Source organism: Mesorhizobium sp. LNHC252B00 (genome assembly GCF_000502955.1).
Classification (GTDB): domain Bacteria; phylum Pseudomonadota; class Alphaproteobacteria; order Rhizobiales; family Rhizobiaceae; genus Mesorhizobium.
Window position 1 is genome coordinate 1 of sequence record NZ_AYWO01000015.1, and the last position, 17,681, is coordinate 17,681.

Consider the following 17,681-nt stretch of genomic DNA (forward strand, 5'->3'; position numbering starts at 1 on the left):
ACCGGAAACTGCGATCAGGGCCGCAGCGGAGCCGAGGAGAAGGCTCTTAATGTTCATTTTCTGACCTCCAGTCAAAAGTTAAAAAACGGGTCTGGGTATTCTTTGCTGAAGGACAGCGTTCCCTGCCCCATCCCCACTACCGAAAAAGATGCGCACCGCGCCGCTTCCTCGAAACCGACATTACCCATGAGGCGGCGGCGTTCAACCACGATCGTACCGGCGAAAGGGCTGTTCGGCTGCTATCCCCTGGCGTTGTTGCACAAATGACACGATTTGGCCTCACTCGGAAAGCTCTCGTTAACCATCGGGGCCGTCGCAACCCTTGTTTGCCGCCGAATCCGGCGATCGGCTGACGGAATCATGGCCATGTCCCGAGTCGCTAGCCAGGAAACTGCCGCAGAACCGCCGCATCCTTGGAAAGCCGCGCCACGGCGCGTTGCTATTTTTTCAGATAATGGCTTCTTTTTCCGAGATATTGGCTGGGGCTTGTTGATTGTGCCCGCGCTTTTCTTTATCCAGCGGCGCAACGGAGAGGTGGCCGAGTGGTCGAAGGCGCTCCCCTGCTAAGGGAGTAGAGGTCAAAAGCTTCTCGTGGGTTCGAATCCCATCCTCTCCGCCATCCTGCTTCGCGCTGCGCGCTTCGCAGGACAAGCCTCCCCTCCGTATAGCAGGATGCCCTACGAAGCCTCGGCGAAGGAGGGCCTTAAATCCTAGCAAAAACAATGCTTCCTGCTGCTTGGGACACGTCTTCCTTCCGCGAAGCGGGAGGTCTTCCTGTACCCTGGAATCCTTGCAAGACAGGTTTGGCAGTCTGCCTGCCGAGCCAAGGAGGGTGGTTCGCGTGGTATGTATACCTGCTGGAGAGCAAGGCAGTGGGAGGTGAACGCTATATCGGCGTGACTTCCGACCTGAAGCGGCGGATTGCCGAGCATAACGCCGGAAAATCCAGCCATACGTCCAAGTTCCTGCCACGGCGGATCGTCACGTATATCGGCTTCTCGAATCGAGCCAGGGCGACTTCATTCGAGCGTTATCTCAAATCCGGCTCCGGCCACGCTTTCGCCAACAAACATCTGTGGTGATGTCTGCATTGCGCTCTTCGAGGCGGCGAAAAATCCAACCATTCCCAGAGAAAGCCCAGCAATAACAGCCCTTTGCCGCGGAAAAACACGCGGCCGAAGGGCAGTTCTTGTTCGATTCTGACTGGAGGTCAGAAAATGAACATTAAGAGCCTTCTCCTCGGCTCCGCTGCGGCCCTGATCGCAGTTTCCGGTGCGCGCGCCGCCGACGCCGTCGTCGTCGCCGAGCCGGAACCCGCTGAATACGTCAAGATTTGCGACGTCTACGGCGCTGGCTACTTCTACATCCCCGGCACCGAGACCTGCCTGCGCATCGGCGGCTATGTCCGTTACGACATCGGCGGTGGCGACGTAGGCTCGTTCGACGGAGCGACAAGCGCCGATCACGAGGATGGTGGTAAAAGCAACGACACCTGGTACAAGAACGCCCGCTTCACGCTGAAGACCTGGACCGGCCAGGAAACCGAACTCGGCACCTTGAAGACCTACACCGAGACCCGCTGGAACTTCGGCAATCACCAATCCGATCTGGGCAGCGGCGCTCTGGGTGAGGGCGTGGATAATGGCGGCTCTGTCAACAGTGCCGGCATGAAGGGCGTTTCGTTGAACTTCGCCTGGATCCAGCTTGGTGGCCTGCGCGTCGGTAAGGACGAATCGGCCTTCGATACGTTCATCGGCTACGCCGGCAACGTCATCCAGGATACGCTGGTCCCCTACGGCGATTTCGACACCAACGTCGTCCAGTACTACTTCGATGCAGGCAACGGCTTCTCGGCCGTGGTCTCTCTCGAAGAAGGCGAAGGCGAGGTTGGCACGATCGACAGCTATGTTCCGCATGTCGTCGGCGGCGTGAAGTACACGCAGGGCTGGGGCGCCATCACCGGTGTCGTGGCTTATGACAGCAACTACGAAGAAGTCGCCGGCAAGGTGCGCTTGGACGTGAATGCCAGCGACGCCATACAGCTGTGGGTCATGGGCGGCTATGGTTCCGATGACAATCTCTCGGATCCGACCTGGGCCGTTCCGGCTGGCGGTCGCGGCTTCTTCAAGCAGTGGGGCGGCAACTGGGCAGTGTGGGGCGGTGGCACCTACAAGTTCAACGAGAAGACCTCGTTCAACGCTCAGATCTCGTATGACGAATGGAAGAACCTCGGCGTCGCAGCGAACATCGCCTATGATGTTGTTCCTGGCTTCACCGTCACGGCCGAAGTCGACTACCTCAATGCAGGCAAGTTCGACGACGCCGACTTCTCCAACTGGACTGGCGCCACCAAGAAGAGCAGCGTCGGCGGTCTCCTCCGCTTCCAGCGCTCGTTCTAATAAATTTCGCTTCGGCGAAATTGAAAACCCGGCGGGCAACCGCCGGGTTTTTTTGATTGAATTGCGGCTCGGTCGGCAACTTGCACCGACCATGCGGGCAGGCTAGCAAGAAGGTCTTTTCCTTTTCAAGTGAGCCTTCGCCATGCGCCAGCGCCCTACCCTCACGCCTCTCGTCGACGCCCTTCCGTCGACCGTGCCCTTTGTCGGCCCCGAAGCGCAGGAGCGCGAGCGTGGCCGCGCCTTTCGGGCTCGCATCGGCGCCAATGAGAGCAGCTTTGGGCCTTCGCCGCGCGTCATCGACCGGATGGCTGGAATTGCCCGCGACATGTGGATGTATTGCGACCCCGACAATCACGACCTGAAGGTAGCGGTTGCCGCGCATCATGGGGTGAAGGCCGAGAATGTCGTTGTCGGCGAGGGCATAGACGGCCTGCTCGCCCTGGTGGCACGCATGTATGTAGCGCCCGGCGATGCCGTGGTCACGTCGCTCGGCGCCTATCCGACCTTCAACTTCCACATTGCCGGTGTCGGCGGGCGCCTGGTCACGGTCCCCTATGACAACGACAGGGAAAGCCTGGGCGGCCTGCTGGCGGCGGTGCGCAAGAACAAGGCGCCGCTGATCTATCTCTCCAACCCGGACAATCCGATGGGCAGCTGGTGGGAGGCGAACGAGCTCATCCGCTTCATCGAGGCGCTGCCGGAAACCACCATGCTGGTGCTCGACGAGGCCTATGGCGAACTCGGACCGGCCTCGGCGCTTCCGCCGATCGATATCTCGCGGCCAAACGTCATCCGAATGCGCACCTTCTCGAAGGCGTATGGGCTCGCCGGCATACGCTGCGGCTATGCGATCGCCGAGGCCCAGGTGATCCGCGACTTCGAGAAGATCCGCAACCATTACGGCGTCAGCCGCATGGCGCAGGTCGCCGGAGTCGAGGCGCTAGCCGATCAGGACTATCTGAGGAGCGTGGTGGCGCGGGTGGCTGCCGGCCGCCGACGCATAGCCGGCATCGCCGAGCAGAACGGATTGAAGCCACTGGCCTCGGCAACCAATTTCGTCACCATCGACTGCGGCGGCGATGGCGCCTTTGCGCTGAAAGTGCTGCAAGGCCTGCTGTCGCGCGACGTTTTCATCCGCAAACCGATGGTGCCACGGCTCGACCGCTGCATCCGGGTCAGCGTCGGCCTCGATTACGAGTTGGACATCTTTGCCGAGGATCTGCCGGGCGCACTCGCCGCAGCGCGGGGGAACTAGGATTCGCCAGTAGGCAAAGCAGGATCACAAGGCGCGCTTACAAATCCAGTTCCCAGGTCTGGCCCGTCAGATCCTTGCCGAAACTGCGGTGAGGCTGTTGCGAGACCAGCCTGAAGCCGGCGCGCTCGTAAATAGCGCGCGCCGCGACAAGGACGTCGTTGGTCCACAGCACCAGCCTGCTATAGCCGCAGGCGCGGGCCTGGTTCACGCATTCCGCGACCAGGCGTTTGCCGATGCCCAGGCCGCGCGCAGACGCCTCGACATGCAGCAGCCGCAGCTTTGCCACCTCGTCGTCCTGATGAACAAGGAACACCGCACCAACTGGCTCCTCGCCACGCTCGGCGATCCAGCAGAAATCGCGGCCGGGCACGAAATTGCGGATGAAATCGGCGCCAATCTCGGCAAGCATTGCCTCGAATTCGATGTTCCAGCCATATTCCTCGGCATAGAGCCGGGCCTGCCGCTCCACGACCCAGCCGACGTCGCCGACCCGGTGCGGCCGCAGCGTCACCTCGCTGCTCTCACAGGCATCACCTAACAATTCCCCGACCTTGCACAAGGCGCCACCCAGTTCCCGCAATCTGTGGTCAGGCAAATTCTCGATGAGCCGTGCCGTATCGCGATCCGCCGCAGCCTGGAGCTCCGAAAGGGCTGCCTCACCTCTTGCCGTGAGCGACAGAATCCGCCGGCGCTTGTCGGCCGGATCAGTCCGCGTCTCGGTCAGTCCCCCACTGGCGAATTTGCGCAGAATTCGTGTCAGATACGCTGCATCGACCCGCAGTTGCCTCGCAATATCGGAAGCCGTTGGGCCCATCTCCAGATGGAAAGCCTTGGCAAGAAAGCCCCGCTCCCCAGCGGCTTCAGAAGCCGCCGGACGATTAAGGTGGCCGAGTTCGAAAAGTACGCGCGCCTCGGTCAACGTGAATGCGCTTTGTGTCAGCGTCTCGTCGAGAAGACCAACGGTGCGCGTGTAGAAGCGATTGAAGCGCCTGATATCGGCCACCAATGCTTTTCGTTCGTCCAACATTTGCGTCCAACTCCCAAAGGGCAGCCGCATTTTTCAAAAATTAGTGGACTGAGTCAATTAAATTTCGAAGGCAAGGGAGCACAGCTGTCATGAGCTATGCCCAGGTTGCCTTCCCGGCGCAGTGCGCCAGATTCCAAGGAGACAGGCTTGGAGATCGTCATGGCTGGTGCTGGCAGGGAAGTGCGGGCGCGCGTCTACGGCAATGTGCAAGGCGTCGGATTCAGAATCTGGGCCCGGGACGAGGCCATTAGCCTCGGTCTTGCTGGCTGGATTCGCAATGAAGCTGACGGTTCCGTAACGACCCGGATTGCTGGCCTCGACGAGGCGGTCTCGACAATGATCGAACGACTGTGGAAGGGCCCGTCCGGGGCTTTGGTTTCCAGGGTCGACGTCGAGGAGTTGGCACCCGGAAACACATTTGTCGAGTTCAGGATTGTTGCATGATGGCGGATTTGATTCAGCGCCCTTGAATTAATTGAACGTTCGTTTTATTATTGCCTCGTAAACGAGGCCGACAATGGCACGCACGACTGGATCCGATGGTGAAAAGACCGAGGCAGCCATCCGCGAGGCGGCCGTCAATCTGATTGCGCGTTTCGGCTACGAGGCGATGTCGATGCGCCAGCTCGCCGCCGAAGTCGGCGTCCAGGCTGCCGCGCTCTACCGCTATTTTCCAACCAAGGAAGAGCTTCTGTTCACGCTGATGCGCGAACACATGGAAGGTCTCACAGGCGCGTGGGAAGCAGCCCGCCCTATGGGTGTGGATCCCGCGCAACGGCTGTCAGCCTTTGTCGAGAACCACATCGCCTTTCATATCGAGCGTCGGCACGCCACGCATGTGTCGAACATGGAATTGCGCAGCCTGTCGCCCGAACGGCTGACGCAGATCCTGCGCATGCGGACAGCCTACGAAAAGGAGTTGCGCGCCATCCTGCGCGACGGCGCCGAGGTGGGCGCCTTCAGCATCGACGACACCGGGCTGACGGCCATGGCGCTGATCCAGATGATGACCGGCGTCATCGTCTGGTTTCGGCCGGGCGAACGGCTGTCGGTCGCTGAAGTGACGGCGACATATCTGTCGATGACCATGCGGCTCGTCGGCGCGAAGATCGGCGCCTACAGCGTCGCGCGTTCCTTTGGACGCGCGCAGGACGCTGTAGCACTTTAATTTCGCGCATGATCCCTTCCGGAAATCGAAGTCGATTTTCGGGGTCATGCGGCAGGGAGGAAAGCATGTACACGAACACGCTCAGCTTCGGGCATGACGAGGAGATCGAGGCGCTGCGCGATATGGTTCGGCGCTTCGCCCAGGACAGGATCGCACCGATCGCCGCCGATATCGATCGTTCGAATGAATTCCCGGCGCATCTGTGGGGCGAACTCGGTGCGCTTGGCCTGCTCGGCATCACGGCCGACCCCGATTTCGGCGGTAGCGGCATGGGCTATCTCGCGCATGTGATCGCCGTCGAGGAAATCTCGCGCGCCTCGGCATCGGTCGGCCTCTCCTACGGCGCCCATTCCAATCTCTGTGTCAACCAGATCAACCGCTGGGCGACACCGACGCAGAAGGAAAAGTTCTTGCCGCCGCTGTGTTCGGGCGAACGCGTCGGCGCGCTGGCGATGTCGGAATCCGGCGCTGGTTCGGATGTCGTGTCGCTCAAGCTGCGCGCCGAAAAGCGCAATGATCGCTACGTGCTCAACGGCACCAAGATGTGGATCACCAACGGGCCGGACGCCCAGACGCTGGTCGTCTACGCCAAGACCGATCCGGAGCTGAAATCACACGGCATCACCGCCTTCATCGTCGAGAACACGATGGCTGGCTTTTCCGTGGCGCAAAAGCTCGACAAGCTCGGCATGAGGGGCTCCAACACCGGCGAGCTGGTTTTTTCAGATGTCGAAGTGCCGTTCGACAACGTGCTGCACGAGGAAGGCCGCGGTGTCGAGGTGCTGATGTCGGGCCTCGACTATGAGCGCACCGTGCTTGCCGGCGGCCCGATCGGCTTGATGGCGGCGTGCCTCGACGTGGCCATCCCCTATGTGCATGAGCGCAAGCAGTTCGGCCAGGCGATCGGCGAGTTCCAGCTGGTGCAGGGTAAACTTGCCGACATGTATACGACGATGAACGCCGCACGTGCCTACGTCTATGCCGTCGCCGCCGCTTGCGATCGCGGCCAGACGACGCGCAAGGACGCCGCCGGCTGCGTGCTGTTTGCCGCCGAGAAGGCGACGCTGATGGCGCTGGACGCCATACAGCTGCTTGGCGGCAATGGCTATATCAACGACTATCCAACCGGCCGCCTGTTACGCGACGCCAAGCTCTACGAGATCGGCGCCGGCACCAGCGAAATCCGCCGCTGGCTGGTCGGGCGGGAAATCATGGCGGAGGGGGTATAATATGGCAGCACTTCAAACCCAAATCTCCCCCGCCTCAGAGACCTTCCGCGCCAATGCCGAGCGCATGCGGGCCTTGGTCGCCGACATTGCCGAAAAGGCCGCCACCGTCGAACGCGGCGGCTCGGACGAGGCGCGTGAGCGCCACGTCTCGCGTGGCAAGCTGCTGCCGCGCGAGCGCCTCGCGCAATTGCTCGACACCGGCTCGCCGTTCCTCGAGATCGGCCAGTTCGCCGCATGGTCGATGTATGGCGAGGAGATTTCCTCGGCCGGCATGATCGCGGGCGTCGGCCGCGTTGAGGGCACCGAGGTGACGGTGGTCGTCAACGACGCCACGGTGAAGGGCGGCACCTATTATCCGCTGACGGTGAAAAAGCATTTGCGGGCCCAGGAAATCGCGCTGCAGAACAATTTGCCTTGCATCTATCTGGTCGACAGCGGCGGCGCCAATCTGCCCAATCAGGACGAGGTGTTTCCCGACCGCGAACATTTCGGCCGCATCTTCTATAACCAGGCCAACATGTCGGCGGCGGGTATCCCGCAGATCGCCTGCGTCATGGGTTCCTGCACGGCAGGCGGCGCCTATGTGCCGGCGATGTCGGACGAGACGATCATGGTGCGCAACCAGGCGACCATCTTCCTCGGCGGTCCGCCGCTGGTGAAGGCGGCCACCGGCGAGGACGTCAGCGCCGAGGATCTCGGCGGCGCCGAGGTGCACACGCGGCTTTCCGGCGTTGCCGACCACTATGCGTTGGACGACGACCATGCACTCGCCATCTGCCGGCGGATCGTCAAAAACCTGAATCGGAACAAGACTGTAAGCCTGAACTTACAGAAGTCGATTCCGCCACTTCATCCGGCGGATGAACTCTATGGCATCGTGCCGACCGACCTGCGCCAGCCCTATGATGTGCGCGAGGTGATCGCGCGCATCNGCGGACGAACTCTACGGCATTGTTCCGACCGACTTGCGCCAGCCCTATGACGTGCGCGAGGTGATCGCGCGCATCGTCGACGGTTCCGAGTTCGATGAGTTCAAGCAGAACTACGGCACCACGCTGATCACCGGCTTTGCCCACCTGCATGGCATGCCGGTCGGCATCATCGCCAACAATGGCGTGCTGTTTTCGGAAAGCGCGCTGAAGGGCGCGCATTTCATCGAACTGTGCTGCCAGCGCAAGATCCCGCTGATCTTCCTGCAGAACATCACCGGCTTCATGGTCGGCAGGAAATACGAAGCGGGCGGCATCGCCAAGGACGGCGCCAAGCTGGTGATGGCCGTCGCCACCGCCCGGGTGCCGAAGGTGACGATCATCATCGGCGGTTCGTTCGGCGCCGGCAATTACGGCATGTGCGGCCGCGCCTTTTCACCGCGCTTCCTGTGGATGTGGCCGAATGCGCGCATCTCTGTGATGGGCGGCGAACAGGCGGCAACCGTGCTCGCCATGGTCAAGCGCGAGGGCATCGAGCGCAAGGGCGGGGAATGGACCGCCGAGGAAGAGGCGAAATTCAAGAAGCCGATCCTGATGAAATACGAGCATGAAGGCCACCCGCTCTACTCGTCCGCTCGCCTCTGGGATGACGGCATCATCGACCCGGCGAAGACGCGCGACGTGCTGGCACTCAGCCTGTCAGCCGCGCTCAACGCCGAGATCGAGGAAACGCGCTTCGGCGTGTTCAGGATGTGAGATGAGCAAGGCGCTGGACAGTATCCGCATCCACACCGGCGACATCACGAAACTGGATGTCGACGCTATCGTCAATGCCGCCAACACGTCGCTTCTCGGCGGTGGCGGGGTCGATGGCGCCATCCACCGCGCCGCAGGCCGCGAGCTTGAGTTCGAATGCCGGATGCTGAACGGATGCAAGGTCGGCGAGGCGAAAATCACCAAGGGCTATAAGCTGCCGGCTCGACACATCATCCATACAGTCGGCCCCGTCTGGCAGGGCGGCGGCAAGGGCGAAGCCGAGTTGCTGGCCTCCTGCTATATCAGATCGCTCGAACTCGCCGCCGCCAATGACTGCCGCACAGTGGCCTTCCCGGCGATCTCGACCGGTGTCTACCGCTACCCGAAAGACGAGGCGACGCGGATCGCCGTCAACACTGTCAACGCATTCCTGAATGAGACAAGCAGACCGGAAATCGTCATTTTCTGCTGCTTCGACGAGCAAACGGCTGAACTATACCGGCAGGCCGTTGCTGCCATTCGAGAAGGTTGAACTGTATGGCGCAATCGATTCAGCAGCATAGGAAAACTGGAATGTCCGCCTACGTCAACGGCAAGGCGGCGAGGTCGAAGCTGCCAATCTCCCCCCTCGTGGGGGAGATGTCCGGCAGGACAGAGGGGGGCGCGACGGAGCGCCTGCGTCGCTTCAAGCAAACTGTGTCCCGGGAGGCTCGATGTTCACCAAGATCCTGATCGCCAATCGGGGCGAGATCGCTTGCCGTGTCATCCGCACGGCACGGACGATGGGCGTGCGCACTGTTGCTGTCTATTCGGATGCCGACGCGAAATCCCTGCATGTCGAGATGGCCGACGAGGCCGTGCATATCGGCGCCTCGCCTGTCGGCGAAAGCTATCTGCGCGGTGACAAGATCATCGCGGCTGCCCTTTCGACGGGCGCTGAAGCCATTCATCCCGGCTACGGCTTCCTGTCCGAAAACCCCGATTTCGTCGACCAGGTGACGGCGGCGGGGCTCATCTTCATCGGCCCGTCGGCGGGCTCGATCCGTGCCATCGGGCTGAAGGATGCCGCCAAGCGGCTGATGGAAAAGGCCGGCGTGCCGGTGGTGCCCGGCTACCATGGCGAGGCGCAGGAGATCGTGCTGCTTGCGTCCAAGGCGCGCGAGATCGGCTATCCCGTGCTGATCAAGGCGCGCGCCGGCGGCGGCGGCAAGGGCATGCGGCGGGTCGAGCATCCCGATGAATTTTCCGAAGCGTTGTCCGGCGCAAGGCGCGAGGCGAAAGCCGCCTTCGGCGACGACCGCGTGCTGGTCGAAAAATATGTCGACAAGCCGCGCCACATCGAAGTGCAGGTGTTCGGCGATAGTCTTGGCAATGTCGTGCATCTTTACGAGCGCGACTGCTCGGCGCAGCGGCGGCACCAGAAGGTGATCGAGGAGGCGCCTGCCCCCGGCATGACACCGGCTATACGCAAGGCAATGACGGATGCGGCGGTGAAAGCCGCCAAGGCGATCAATTATTCCGGCGCCGGCACCATCGAGTTCATTGTCGATGCCTCGCAGGGGCTGAAAGCCGACCGCTTCTGGTTCATGGAAATGAACACCCGCCTGCAGGTCGAGCACCCCGTCACCGAAATGGTTACCAGCACCGATCTGGTCGAGTGGCAGTTGCGGGTCGCATCGGGCGAAAAGCTGCCGAAGACACAAAGCGAGATCGCGCTGACCGGTCATGCCTTCGAAGCGCGGATCTATGCCGAGGATGCGGCAAAGGGTTTCCTGCCGGCGACTGGCACGTTGCATCATCTGAAATTCCCGGATGCAATCCCCGAAGGCGCCACGGTGCGAATCGAGACCGGCGTGCGGGCGGGCGATGCGATCTCGCCCTATTACGATCCAATGATTGCCAAGCTTGTCGTCCATGCGAAGGACCGGCAGGCTGCACTTGAAGCGCTTGGTGCGGCGCTGTCTCGAACCGAGATCGCCGGCTCCACCGTCAACACCGCCTTTCTTGCCGCTCTTGCCGCCGATCGGGATTTTTGCTCGGGCGACGTCGACACCAGCCTGATCGGCAGGCACCAGGAGACATTGACGATCGTCCCGCCGCCGACAGGCGAAACCGCTGCCGCCGCCGCTGTCGCAGCGTCAGGCGCCGGAGCATCGCCGCCGTCCGACGATCCGTGGTCGTCGCTTGCCGGCTATGCGCATTTCCACAATGTGGCGCGGCGCATACGGCTGAAATTCGGCGATGACGATATCGTAACAAAGGTTTCGCTGCGGCCGGATGGACGGTTCCAGGTGGCGCTCGATGCGCCCTATGACAGCACAAATTCGCATGATTTTCGCGCTGCACCGCGCATCGCCCGCTGGCCAGGCCACATCACGGTGTTCGAAGGCGCCGTTGGCTACACCTTCGCCGTGCCGGACCCGCTTGCACGCGCCGATGAGGCAGCCGCAGGCGTCGGCAGCTTGCGCGCGCCGATGCCGGGGCTGGTCAAGCTGGTGCGCGTGAAAAGAGGCGATGCAGTGATCAAGGGCCAACCACTGCTGATCCTCGAGGCGATGAAGATGGAGCACACCATCGCCGCGCCACATGATGGCGTGATCGCCGAGATCGCGACAGAGGGCGCGCAGGTCACCGACGGGACGGTGCTGGTGCGGTTCGTGGAGGAGCATAACGACCCGAGCGCGGTAGCGAGCTGACGGCCGCAAGCTATCGACGGGCAAACGAGAAAATGGCCGGGACGAGCCCGGCCATTTCGCCATCCTATCCAGTCGCCAGGGCGACGATTACTGGGCGATCGGTTACTGGGCGATCGGCGCGTACTTTCCATTATGCCACTGGTTGATGTCGTAGCTGGCATTCTTGAGGTCGCCCTTTTCGTCGAAGGTGACATTGCCGACGACGGTGCTGATCGGCGTGCCATTCTTCAATGCTTCGGCAACCTTCGCCGGATCGTCGCTGCCGGCGCGCTTGACGCCCTCGGCGAAGGCCTGGATCACGGCATAGGAGAACAGCGTGAAGCCTTCCGGCACGAAGCCGCCCGCCTTGATCTTCTCGACGGCGGCCTTGGCTTCCGGCTTTGCCTGCGGATCCGACGGGAACACGAACATGGTGCCCTCGCCTGCCGGGCCAGCAACCTGCCAGAATTCCGGCGAAGCGATGGAGTCCGGCATGATCAACTGGAACTTCAGGTTCTGTTCCGCCGACTGACGCAGGATCAGACCAGCCTCAGGATGATAGCCGCCGAAATAAACAACGTCTGCTTTCAAGTCCTTGAGCTTGGTGACGAGAGCCGAATAGTCCTTCTCGCCAGCGTTGATGCCGTCATAATAGACTTCCTTGAGGCCGCCGGCATTCATCGTTGCCTTGACGGCGTCAGCCACGCCCTGTCCGTAGGCACTCTTGTCATGCAGGACGACGACGTTCTTGCCGGCAAACTTCTTGGCGATCCATGGGCCGATGAAGGCGCCCTGCGCATCGTCACGCGTATAAAGCCGCATGATCGTCGGCCAGCCGGCCTTGGCCGCCGCGTCGGTCAGCACCGGATTGGAAGAAGCTGGGGTCATCATCAGAGCACCGGCTTCGGCATAGACCGCCGAGGCCGGAATACTGGAACCCGAGCAAGCATGGCCGTCGATGAATTTGACGCCGTCGGCGACGATGCGGTTGGCGACCGACACTGCCTGCTTGGGATCGCACTGGTCGTCTTCGATACTCAGCTTGATCTGGCGGCCCTCGACACCACCCGTTGCGTTGATCGCGTCAGCAGCGGCCTGCGCGCCCTGCTTGAACTGATCGCCGATGGTGGCGAGTTGTCCGGTCATCGGGCCGACCACCGCAAAAGTGATGTCGTCGGCGAATGCGAACGGCGTGCTCATCATCAGGCCGAAAATGGCCGCGTTCAAAATACCCAATTTTTTCATTGCAGTAGAACTCCTCCACTCACGCGCGGCCGCTCCGGCCGCACTTCTTCCAGAGAGGCGGGACAATTTCACCCTTCCTTGGACCTGTCTAGGCGCATTGGCGGCACTCGATTGGGCCTGCAACGCGCCGCGGCAAACAGGGCAAAAGCCGCGCCGGCCTTGTTCCGGCCGGTCGCGGCTTTTGCCTGTCGAGCTGTTCCCGAGCGCCCCGCGCCTAAAAATCCCGCTCGCCCTCCCCGTGTCGTGCGCGACTGGACCTTGCGGCCTGCCGCGTTCTCTTTCTTCAGAGCATGATCCCGGGGCAAACAGTTTCCGTTTGTCGGAGAGAACCGGATTCCACTTTGGGCATTTCACCGTCTCACGGAAACGGCGAACCGCTCTAACTCTTTGTTTTGACGCGATTCCGGACGGAAACCCGCTTCACACTTTTCCTGGAGGTCATCGACCGTCTTGCGCGGCCTTCTGTCGTGCCGGGTCTGGCCGTCTGTGCGGTCTTGATCCCGGAGCTTCCCTGTCTTCGATAGGTCTGTAGGCAGATCTTAGTGGATGGTCATCCATTCGCGGGCTTCGCGAAGCGCCTTGGCGATCTCGACCTTCGACATTGCCGCCGACAGTTCGGAACGCAGTTCCGCGGCGCGGACCGAGCCCTTGATCGCGGCAATGTTGAACCATTTGTGGGCGGCAACGACATCGGTCTCGCAATCGCGGCCGGTCGCATACATCATGCCCAGTTCGAAAAGAATGTCGGCCTGGGCAGTTGCCCCCATGGCGCCGAAACCTGCTTCAAGCATTTCAAAACGTGCCATTTCAATCCCCTGTTTTCCGGCCCCTGTCAGGCTCCTGAGAGCTGCCTTCTTTCGTGCTTGCGGCTGCTCTTCCGATGCTTTCGAGAATGCCGTGCAGGCTTGAATCCGTCGTTAAATGGCGTGCTTAATTTGAGGAAAACAAAGCTAAAACAAGAGGTAAACGCGGAAATTCGTTAAGGATACAAAGCCAGCAATTCAGCGAGCTTGCGTCAAATTTGACAAAAATCCTCCGCTGCCAAGTCAAGACTTTGCTAACCACGGGAGACAAAGGCGCTGCGCCGGTCATTTCATTTTCTCGCCGATGGGACGCATTCGGACGCTTTCAAGAATCCGAAAGTCTTCCGCAGCGGCACCGCTTTTGTTTTGCCAGGAGCTGGATTAGCTTACGTTAGCGTAAGCGGCAGACCGGCGAGGGGCGGAGCATCCGGTCGGACATCCAAAGGGAGGAAGACATGTTTCGAAAAGTGAGCCTGGCTCTTGCGGCCACATTGATCGTGGCGGGTGCGGCATCGGCCGATCCGATCGAGGGTGATTGGAAGACGCAGGCCGGCGACACCGCGGCCATCGTTGGCGGCGGCTCGTTTTCCATCACGCTCAAGTCCGGCAAGTATGCCGGAAAAACCATCGGCTCGCTCAAGGCGGCTGGCGACAACAAATATGCCGGCAACATCACCGATCCGGCAAACGACAGAACCTATTCGGGCAAGGCGACCCTTTCCGGCAGCTCGCTCAAGATGAGCGGCTGCGTGCTCGGCGGACTGATCTGCAAAAGCCAGATTTGGCACAAGCTCTGATCGACCTATATACAGATATATATATCCTTGTGACATGAAGACGGGGCTCTGACGGGCTCCGTTTTCGTTTGTCGCGGCGCAACGCCCTAACCTCGGCATCCTGCCGAAACAGGCGCCGTCGACGCCAAAAGCCCGCCAATCAGTTTGAACCGCAGATGAACGCCGGCATCAGGGCCGGTTCAGTTGCATCAGGGCATTCTCCGGCGTGTTGAAGGAGACCCGACCAATGCTTGCTCGCCGCTTCACCATCGTCTGCCTGCTGATGAGCCTGTTTGGAATGTTCTTCGCCATCCTCGTCGCTGAAGCGGGTCGTCCGGCCCGCGAATGGGACGAAGCCAGTTCCAGAACCTGCCGCCTCGCCTGCCCCACCCACCTTCGCAACTAAACAAAAGAGCCAGACCTCAAAAAGAAAAGCTGAAACACCATGAACCGCATCGCCGCCACCGCACTAAAGACCCTTCGGCTTCTGCCGCGGGCGGCGCTTATCCTGGCGGTTCTGGCCGCTCCGGTTCTGGCCGTGCCGATGATGCGCGCCGATGCCGGCTCGACGATCGAAGCACCGGCTTTGAAGAAGTCCGGGATCGGCTTTGTGCTCCTGGTCAGCCTGCAGCGCGGATAACGGCGATTCGTGCATGTCGCCCAAAAGATCGCTGCGCTCTCTCGGGCGACATGCCGCGGAAAGAAAAACGACCCTTAGGCCGCCTTCGGTCGCTACACCCCTCCCAAGTGCCGATCCAAATCTCTATATTGAGTCATGGAAAAGCGAATCTACCCTCAGGCCATCGAATCTGTCGTCATGCCGGAGCCTTTTGGCCGGCAAAGCTTTGATCGCGCCGAAAAGGCCGTCGCGGCACTTCGGCTGCTTTACGACCGCAACACCAAGTTCCTGCGCGACTCCTTTGCTGAACTGGCGGCGGCGGGCGGCGACAGTGGTAAGCGCTACCGGGCCTTCTACCCGGAGATCGGCGTCACCACCACCTCGTTCACCCAGATCGACTCGCGTCAGGCCTATGGCCATATGCCGACGCCTGGGCATTTTTCGACCACCATTACCCAGCCCGCCCTGTTCGAAAGCTACCTTGTCGAGCAGTTGCGTCTGATCATGCGCAATCATGGCGTTGCGGTCACGGTGTCGGAATCGACCACGCCGATCCCGCTGCATTTCGCCTTTCTCGAAGGCACCCATGTCGACGGCGCGGCGGCCGAACGCATCAAGCGGCCGATCCGCGACCTGTTTGACGTGCCGGATCTCGACGGCACCGACGACCAGATCGCCAACGGGACTTTCGAAGTGGCCTTGGGCGAACCGAGGCCGTTGGCGCCCTTCACGGCGCAGCGCATCGACTATTCGCTGCATCGCCTGTCGCACTATACGGCGACCACGCCACAGCATTTCCAGAATTTCGTGCTGTTCACCAACTACCAATTCTACATCGACGAATTCGTTGCCCGCGCTCGCGACCTGATGGCCGATGGCGGCGGCGGATATACCGAATTCGTCGAGCCGGGCAATGTCATCACCTTGGCCGGACAAAGCGCGCCCGGTCTCGGGGTCGCGCCGCCTCGCCTGCCGCAGATGCCGGCCTATCACCTGAAGAAGCCGAACCATGGAGGCATCACCATGGTCAATATCGGCGTCGGGCCTTCCAACGCCAAAACGATTACCGACCACATCGCCGTGCTGAGGCCGCATGCCTGGGTGATGCTCGGTCACTGCGCCGGGCTGCGCAATACCCAGGCTTTGGGCGACTATGTGTTGGCGCACGCCTATGTGCGCGAGGACCACGTCCTCGACGACGATCTTCCGGTCTGGGTCCCGATCCCGCCGCTGGCCGAGATCCAGGTGGCGTTGCAGGAAGCCGTCGCCGAAGTCACCGGCCTGTCCGGCTACGACTTGAAGCGCATCATGCGCACAGGCACCGTCGCCACCATCGACAACCGAAACTGGGAACTGCGCGACCAGCGCGGCCCGGTGCAGCGCCTGTCGCAGTCGCGGGCGATCGCGCTCGACATGGAATCTGCGACCATCGCCGCCAACGGCTTCCGTTTCCGCGTTCCCTACGGCACGCTGCTGTGCGTTTCGGACAAGCCACTGCATGGCGAGTTGAAGCTGCCCGGCATGGCGACCGAATTCTACAAGCGCCAGGTGGCGCAGCATCTGACCATCGGCATCAGGGCGATGGAAAAGCTTGCGGAAATGCCGATGGATCGGCTGCATTCGCGCAAACTGAGAAGTTTTTCGGAGACCGCGTTCCAATAGGATGATCTGTGCGCTGCCCGAGCATCTCGTCATCTTGATTGGGCCGCATTTCTGCCGATAACCAAGCCGGTATTTTCCGACCATCCGCGCGGACCTGACCCGATGAGACGCAGTCGACACATGGCGGCATCACTGGCATTTATCGCGCTGATGATGTTCTCGGTTGCGCTGGTCGCCGGGTTCTTAGGTACCTTGCATCCGGCCTTCGATTCTTTCTCGCATTTCCGCGTCCACCTTGCCGTGTTGATGGCGCTTTGCGCACTGCCGCTGCTGGCCACGACATTTCGCCTGCAAGCGGCCGTGGCACTGCTTTTTGCCGTGGCGGCCTTTGCCACGACCTTGAATACATTGCCCAGTCTATGGCCGGTTCAGGCTGCCTATGAAGCCAAGGTCGAAGATCGTGCGATCTATAAGTTGCTGCAGATGAACCTGCGCTACAACAATCCGACGCCGAAGAAGGTGCTGTCGCTGATCGGCCGGACCAATCCCGACGTGATCACCCTCGACGAGGTGTCGGCGATGTGGACGACCGAGTTTGGCTATATCAGCAGTGCATATCCATACCGGATCCTCTGTCCTTATCCCAACGGGATATTCGGCGTCGCACTGATCTCGCGGCGGCCCTTTGCCGCCGGCACCGAGGCGCGTTGCGAACGGCGCGGCGCCATGGCGACAGCGACCGTCGACTTCGGCGGCATTGACGTGGATGTCGCCGCTATCCATCTCAGCTGGCCGTGGCCACGCGAGCAGTACTGGCAGATCGGCGAACTTGCTGAATCGCTCTCCGCGCTCGGCGAGACAGCCATCATGGCGGGCGACTGCAACGCCGTGCCGTGGAGTGCTGCCGTCCGGCGCGTCGCCTCGCTCGGCGGCCTGACCGTCATGCCGTCCGCCGGACCGACCTGGATCCAAATCAGGCTGCCGGACTTCGTGCGGCGCTTCGCCGGCCTGCCGATCGACCAGGTTTTCAGCAAGGGCGGGCTGACCATCCATTCCGCAACACGGCTGGAGGACACTGGCTCGGATCACCTGCCGGTAATGGTGGAGTTCTCGCTCAGGGGGGCACAACAGAAGCCGGTCGATGATCATGAAACCGCGACCGCAGCGATAGTCCAGACCGGCAGGACGCCAGGTTAAG

At 61.4% G+C, this 17,681-nt stretch carries 18 protein-coding genes, 1 tRNA gene and 1 pseudogene; 17 read left to right on the plus strand and 3 right to left on the minus strand.

Features of this window, described 5'->3' with window-relative positions; genetic code table 11:
• The 6 genes from X744_RS1000000174815 to X744_RS151775 form a co-directional block, all read left to right on the plus strand.
• Window positions 1-267: hypothetical protein (locus X744_RS1000000174815; RefSeq protein ID WP_210164168.1), on the plus strand; the 267-nt coding region annotated here is incomplete at its 5' end.
• A gap of 99 nt (window positions 268-366) precedes the next feature.
• A complete protein-coding gene (locus X744_RS1000000173885; RefSeq protein WP_156938582.1) occupies window positions 367-567 on the plus strand; it encodes a hypothetical protein in 201 nt (66 codons plus the stop codon).
• Window positions 529-619: transfer RNA gene (locus tag X744_RS151790), tRNA-Ser, on the plus strand. Before X744_RS1000000173885 ends, X744_RS151790 begins: the two co-directional genes overlap by 39 nt.
• Before the next feature lie 235 nt (window positions 620-854).
• Complete coding sequence (locus X744_RS1000000175315) at window positions 855-1,082, plus strand: GIY-YIG nuclease family protein (RefSeq protein ID WP_245266744.1); 228 nt, start codon at window positions 855-857, stop codon at window positions 1,080-1,082.
• Window positions 1,083-1,217: 135 nt separating this feature from the next.
• Window positions 1,218-2,399 (plus strand): porin, encoded by a 1,182-nt coding sequence (locus X744_RS151780; protein WP_023760425.1) that lies wholly within the window; start codon window positions 1,218-1,220, stop codon window positions 2,397-2,399.
• 142 nt (window positions 2,400-2,541) lie between these two features.
• Window positions 2,542-3,654 carry a pyridoxal phosphate-dependent aminotransferase gene (locus tag X744_RS151775; RefSeq protein WP_023760426.1) on the plus strand — a complete coding sequence of 371 codons (1,113 nt, stop codon included), beginning with the start codon at window positions 2,542-2,544 and terminating at the stop codon, window positions 3,652-3,654.
• Between the two features lie 37 nt (window positions 3,655-3,691).
• Here the strand turns inward: X744_RS151775 and X744_RS151770 are convergent, their stop codons facing one another.
• Window positions 3,692-4,681 carry a bifunctional helix-turn-helix transcriptional regulator/GNAT family N-acetyltransferase gene (locus X744_RS151770; protein WP_023760427.1) on the minus strand — a complete coding sequence of 330 codons (990 nt, stop codon included), beginning with the start codon at window positions 4,679-4,681 and terminating at the stop codon, window positions 3,692-3,694.
• 159 nt (window positions 4,682-4,840) lie between these two features.
• On the opposite strand from X744_RS151770, the gene X744_RS151765 reads away from it, so the two are divergent.
• The 6 genes and pseudogenes from X744_RS151765 (at window position 4,841) to X744_RS151745 (ending at window position 11,459) form a co-directional block, all read left to right on the plus strand.
• Complete coding sequence (locus tag X744_RS151765) at window positions 4,841-5,125, plus strand: acylphosphatase (RefSeq protein WP_023760428.1); 285 nt, start codon at window positions 4,841-4,843, stop codon at window positions 5,123-5,125.
• A 73-nt stretch (window positions 5,126-5,198) separates the two neighbouring features.
• The gene (locus X744_RS151760) at window positions 5,199-5,849 is read left to right on the plus strand and encodes a TetR/AcrR family transcriptional regulator (protein WP_023760429.1); all 651 of its coding nucleotides are present in this window, start codon (window positions 5,199-5,201) and stop codon (window positions 5,847-5,849) included.
• A 65-nt stretch (window positions 5,850-5,914) separates the two neighbouring features.
• Entirely contained in the window at window positions 5,915-7,078 is a 1,164-nt protein-coding gene (locus X744_RS151755; RefSeq protein WP_023760430.1) for an isovaleryl-CoA dehydrogenase, read from the plus strand.
• 1 nt (window position 7,079) lies between these two features.
• Window positions 7,080-8,763: pseudogene (locus tag X744_RS01000000169940) on the plus strand (carboxyl transferase domain-containing protein).
• Window position 8,764: 1 nt separating this feature from the next.
• Complete coding sequence (locus X744_RS151750; RefSeq protein WP_023760431.1) at window positions 8,765-9,295, plus strand: O-acetyl-ADP-ribose deacetylase; 531 nt, start codon at window positions 8,765-8,767, stop codon at window positions 9,293-9,295.
• A 181-nt stretch (window positions 9,296-9,476) separates the two neighbouring features.
• Window positions 9,477-11,459 carry an acetyl/propionyl/methylcrotonyl-CoA carboxylase subunit alpha gene (locus X744_RS151745; protein WP_023760432.1) on the plus strand — a complete coding sequence of 661 codons (1,983 nt, stop codon included), beginning with the start codon at window positions 9,477-9,479 and terminating at the stop codon, window positions 11,457-11,459.
• 102 nt (window positions 11,460-11,561) lie between these two features.
• Here the strand turns inward: X744_RS151745 and X744_RS151740 are convergent, their stop codons facing one another.
• Window positions 11,562-12,683 (minus strand): ABC transporter substrate-binding protein, encoded by a 1,122-nt coding sequence (locus X744_RS151740; protein WP_023760433.1) that lies wholly within the window; start codon window positions 12,681-12,683, stop codon window positions 11,562-11,564.
• A gap of 539 nt (window positions 12,684-13,222) precedes the next feature.
• Window positions 13,223-13,489, minus strand: coding sequence for a sel1 repeat family protein (locus X744_RS151735; protein WP_023760434.1), 267 nt, complete (start codon window positions 13,487-13,489; stop codon window positions 13,223-13,225).
• 452 nt (window positions 13,490-13,941) lie between these two features.
• Here X744_RS151735 and X744_RS151730 point away from each other — a divergent pair, with 452 nt between their 5' ends.
• From X744_RS151730 to X744_RS151715, 5 genes are all read left to right on the plus strand, one after another.
• Window positions 13,942-14,283, plus strand: a complete 342-nt coding sequence (locus X744_RS151730; RefSeq protein WP_023760435.1) for a DUF2147 domain-containing protein — start codon at window positions 13,942-13,944, stop codon at window positions 14,281-14,283.
• A gap of 226 nt (window positions 14,284-14,509) precedes the next feature.
• Window positions 14,510-14,668 carry a hypothetical protein gene (locus tag X744_RS1000000174540; RefSeq protein ID WP_023760436.1) on the plus strand — a complete coding sequence of 53 codons (159 nt, stop codon included), beginning with the start codon at window positions 14,510-14,512 and terminating at the stop codon, window positions 14,666-14,668.
• Between the two features lie 39 nt (window positions 14,669-14,707).
• A complete protein-coding gene (locus X744_RS151725; RefSeq protein WP_023760437.1) occupies window positions 14,708-14,902 on the plus strand; it encodes a hypothetical protein in 195 nt (64 codons plus the stop codon).
• A gap of 177 nt (window positions 14,903-15,079) precedes the next feature.
• Complete coding sequence (locus X744_RS151720) at window positions 15,080-16,543, plus strand: AMP nucleosidase (protein ID WP_245266732.1); 1,464 nt, start codon at window positions 15,080-15,082, stop codon at window positions 16,541-16,543.
• 102 nt (window positions 16,544-16,645) lie between these two features.
• A complete protein-coding gene (locus X744_RS151715; protein ID WP_023760439.1) occupies window positions 16,646-17,680 on the plus strand; it encodes an endonuclease/exonuclease/phosphatase family protein in 1,035 nt (344 codons plus the stop codon).
• The last annotated feature ends 1 nt before the right edge of the window (window position 17,681 follow it).

What these genes read in the sequence shown, in the direction of transcription:
- X744_RS151760 (WP_023760429.1), top strand. Translation starts at nt 5,199, where the DNA reads ATGGCACGCACGACTGGATCCGATGGTGAAAAGACCGAGGCAGCCATC.
- X744_RS1000000174540 (WP_023760436.1), top strand. Translation starts at nt 14,510, where the DNA reads ATGCTTGCTCGCCGCTTCACCATCGTCTGCCTGCTGATGAGCCTGTTT.
- X744_RS151780 (WP_023760425.1), top strand. Translation starts at nt 1,218, where the DNA reads ATGAACATTAAGAGCCTTCTCCTCGGCTCCGCTGCGGCCCTGATCGCA.
- X744_RS151745 (WP_023760432.1), top strand. Translation starts at nt 9,477, where the DNA reads ATGTTCACCAAGATCCTGATCGCCAATCGGGGCGAGATCGCTTGCCGT.
- X744_RS151775 (WP_023760426.1), top strand. Translation starts at nt 2,542, where the DNA reads ATGCGCCAGCGCCCTACCCTCACGCCTCTCGTCGACGCCCTTCCGTCG.
- X744_RS151735 (WP_023760434.1), bottom strand. Translation starts at nt 13,489, where the DNA reads ATGGCACGTTTTGAAATGCTTGAAGCAGGTTTCGGCGCCATGGGGGCA.
- X744_RS151765 (WP_023760428.1), top strand. Translation starts at nt 4,841, where the DNA reads ATGGCTGGTGCTGGCAGGGAAGTGCGGGCGCGCGTCTACGGCAATGTG.
- X744_RS151740 (WP_023760433.1), bottom strand. Translation starts at nt 12,683, where the DNA reads ATGAAAAAATTGGGTATTTTGAACGCGGCCATTTTCGGCCTGATGATG.
- X744_RS151755 (WP_023760430.1), top strand. Translation starts at nt 5,915, where the DNA reads ATGTACACGAACACGCTCAGCTTCGGGCATGACGAGGAGATCGAGGCG.
- X744_RS151730 (WP_023760435.1), top strand. Translation starts at nt 13,942, where the DNA reads ATGTTTCGAAAAGTGAGCCTGGCTCTTGCGGCCACATTGATCGTGGCG.
- X744_RS151725 (WP_023760437.1), top strand. Translation starts at nt 14,708, where the DNA reads ATGAACCGCATCGCCGCCACCGCACTAAAGACCCTTCGGCTTCTGCCG.
- X744_RS151715 (WP_023760439.1), top strand. Translation starts at nt 16,646, where the DNA reads ATGAGACGCAGTCGACACATGGCGGCATCACTGGCATTTATCGCGCTG.
- X744_RS1000000173885 (WP_156938582.1), top strand. Translation starts at nt 367, where the DNA reads ATGTCCCGAGTCGCTAGCCAGGAAACTGCCGCAGAACCGCCGCATCCT.
- X744_RS151720 (WP_245266732.1), top strand. Translation starts at nt 15,080, where the DNA reads ATGCCGGAGCCTTTTGGCCGGCAAAGCTTTGATCGCGCCGAAAAGGCC.
- X744_RS151750 (WP_023760431.1), top strand. Translation starts at nt 8,765, where the DNA reads ATGAGCAAGGCGCTGGACAGTATCCGCATCCACACCGGCGACATCACG.
- X744_RS151770 (WP_023760427.1), bottom strand. Translation starts at nt 4,681, where the DNA reads ATGTTGGACGAACGAAAAGCATTGGTGGCCGATATCAGGCGCTTCAAT.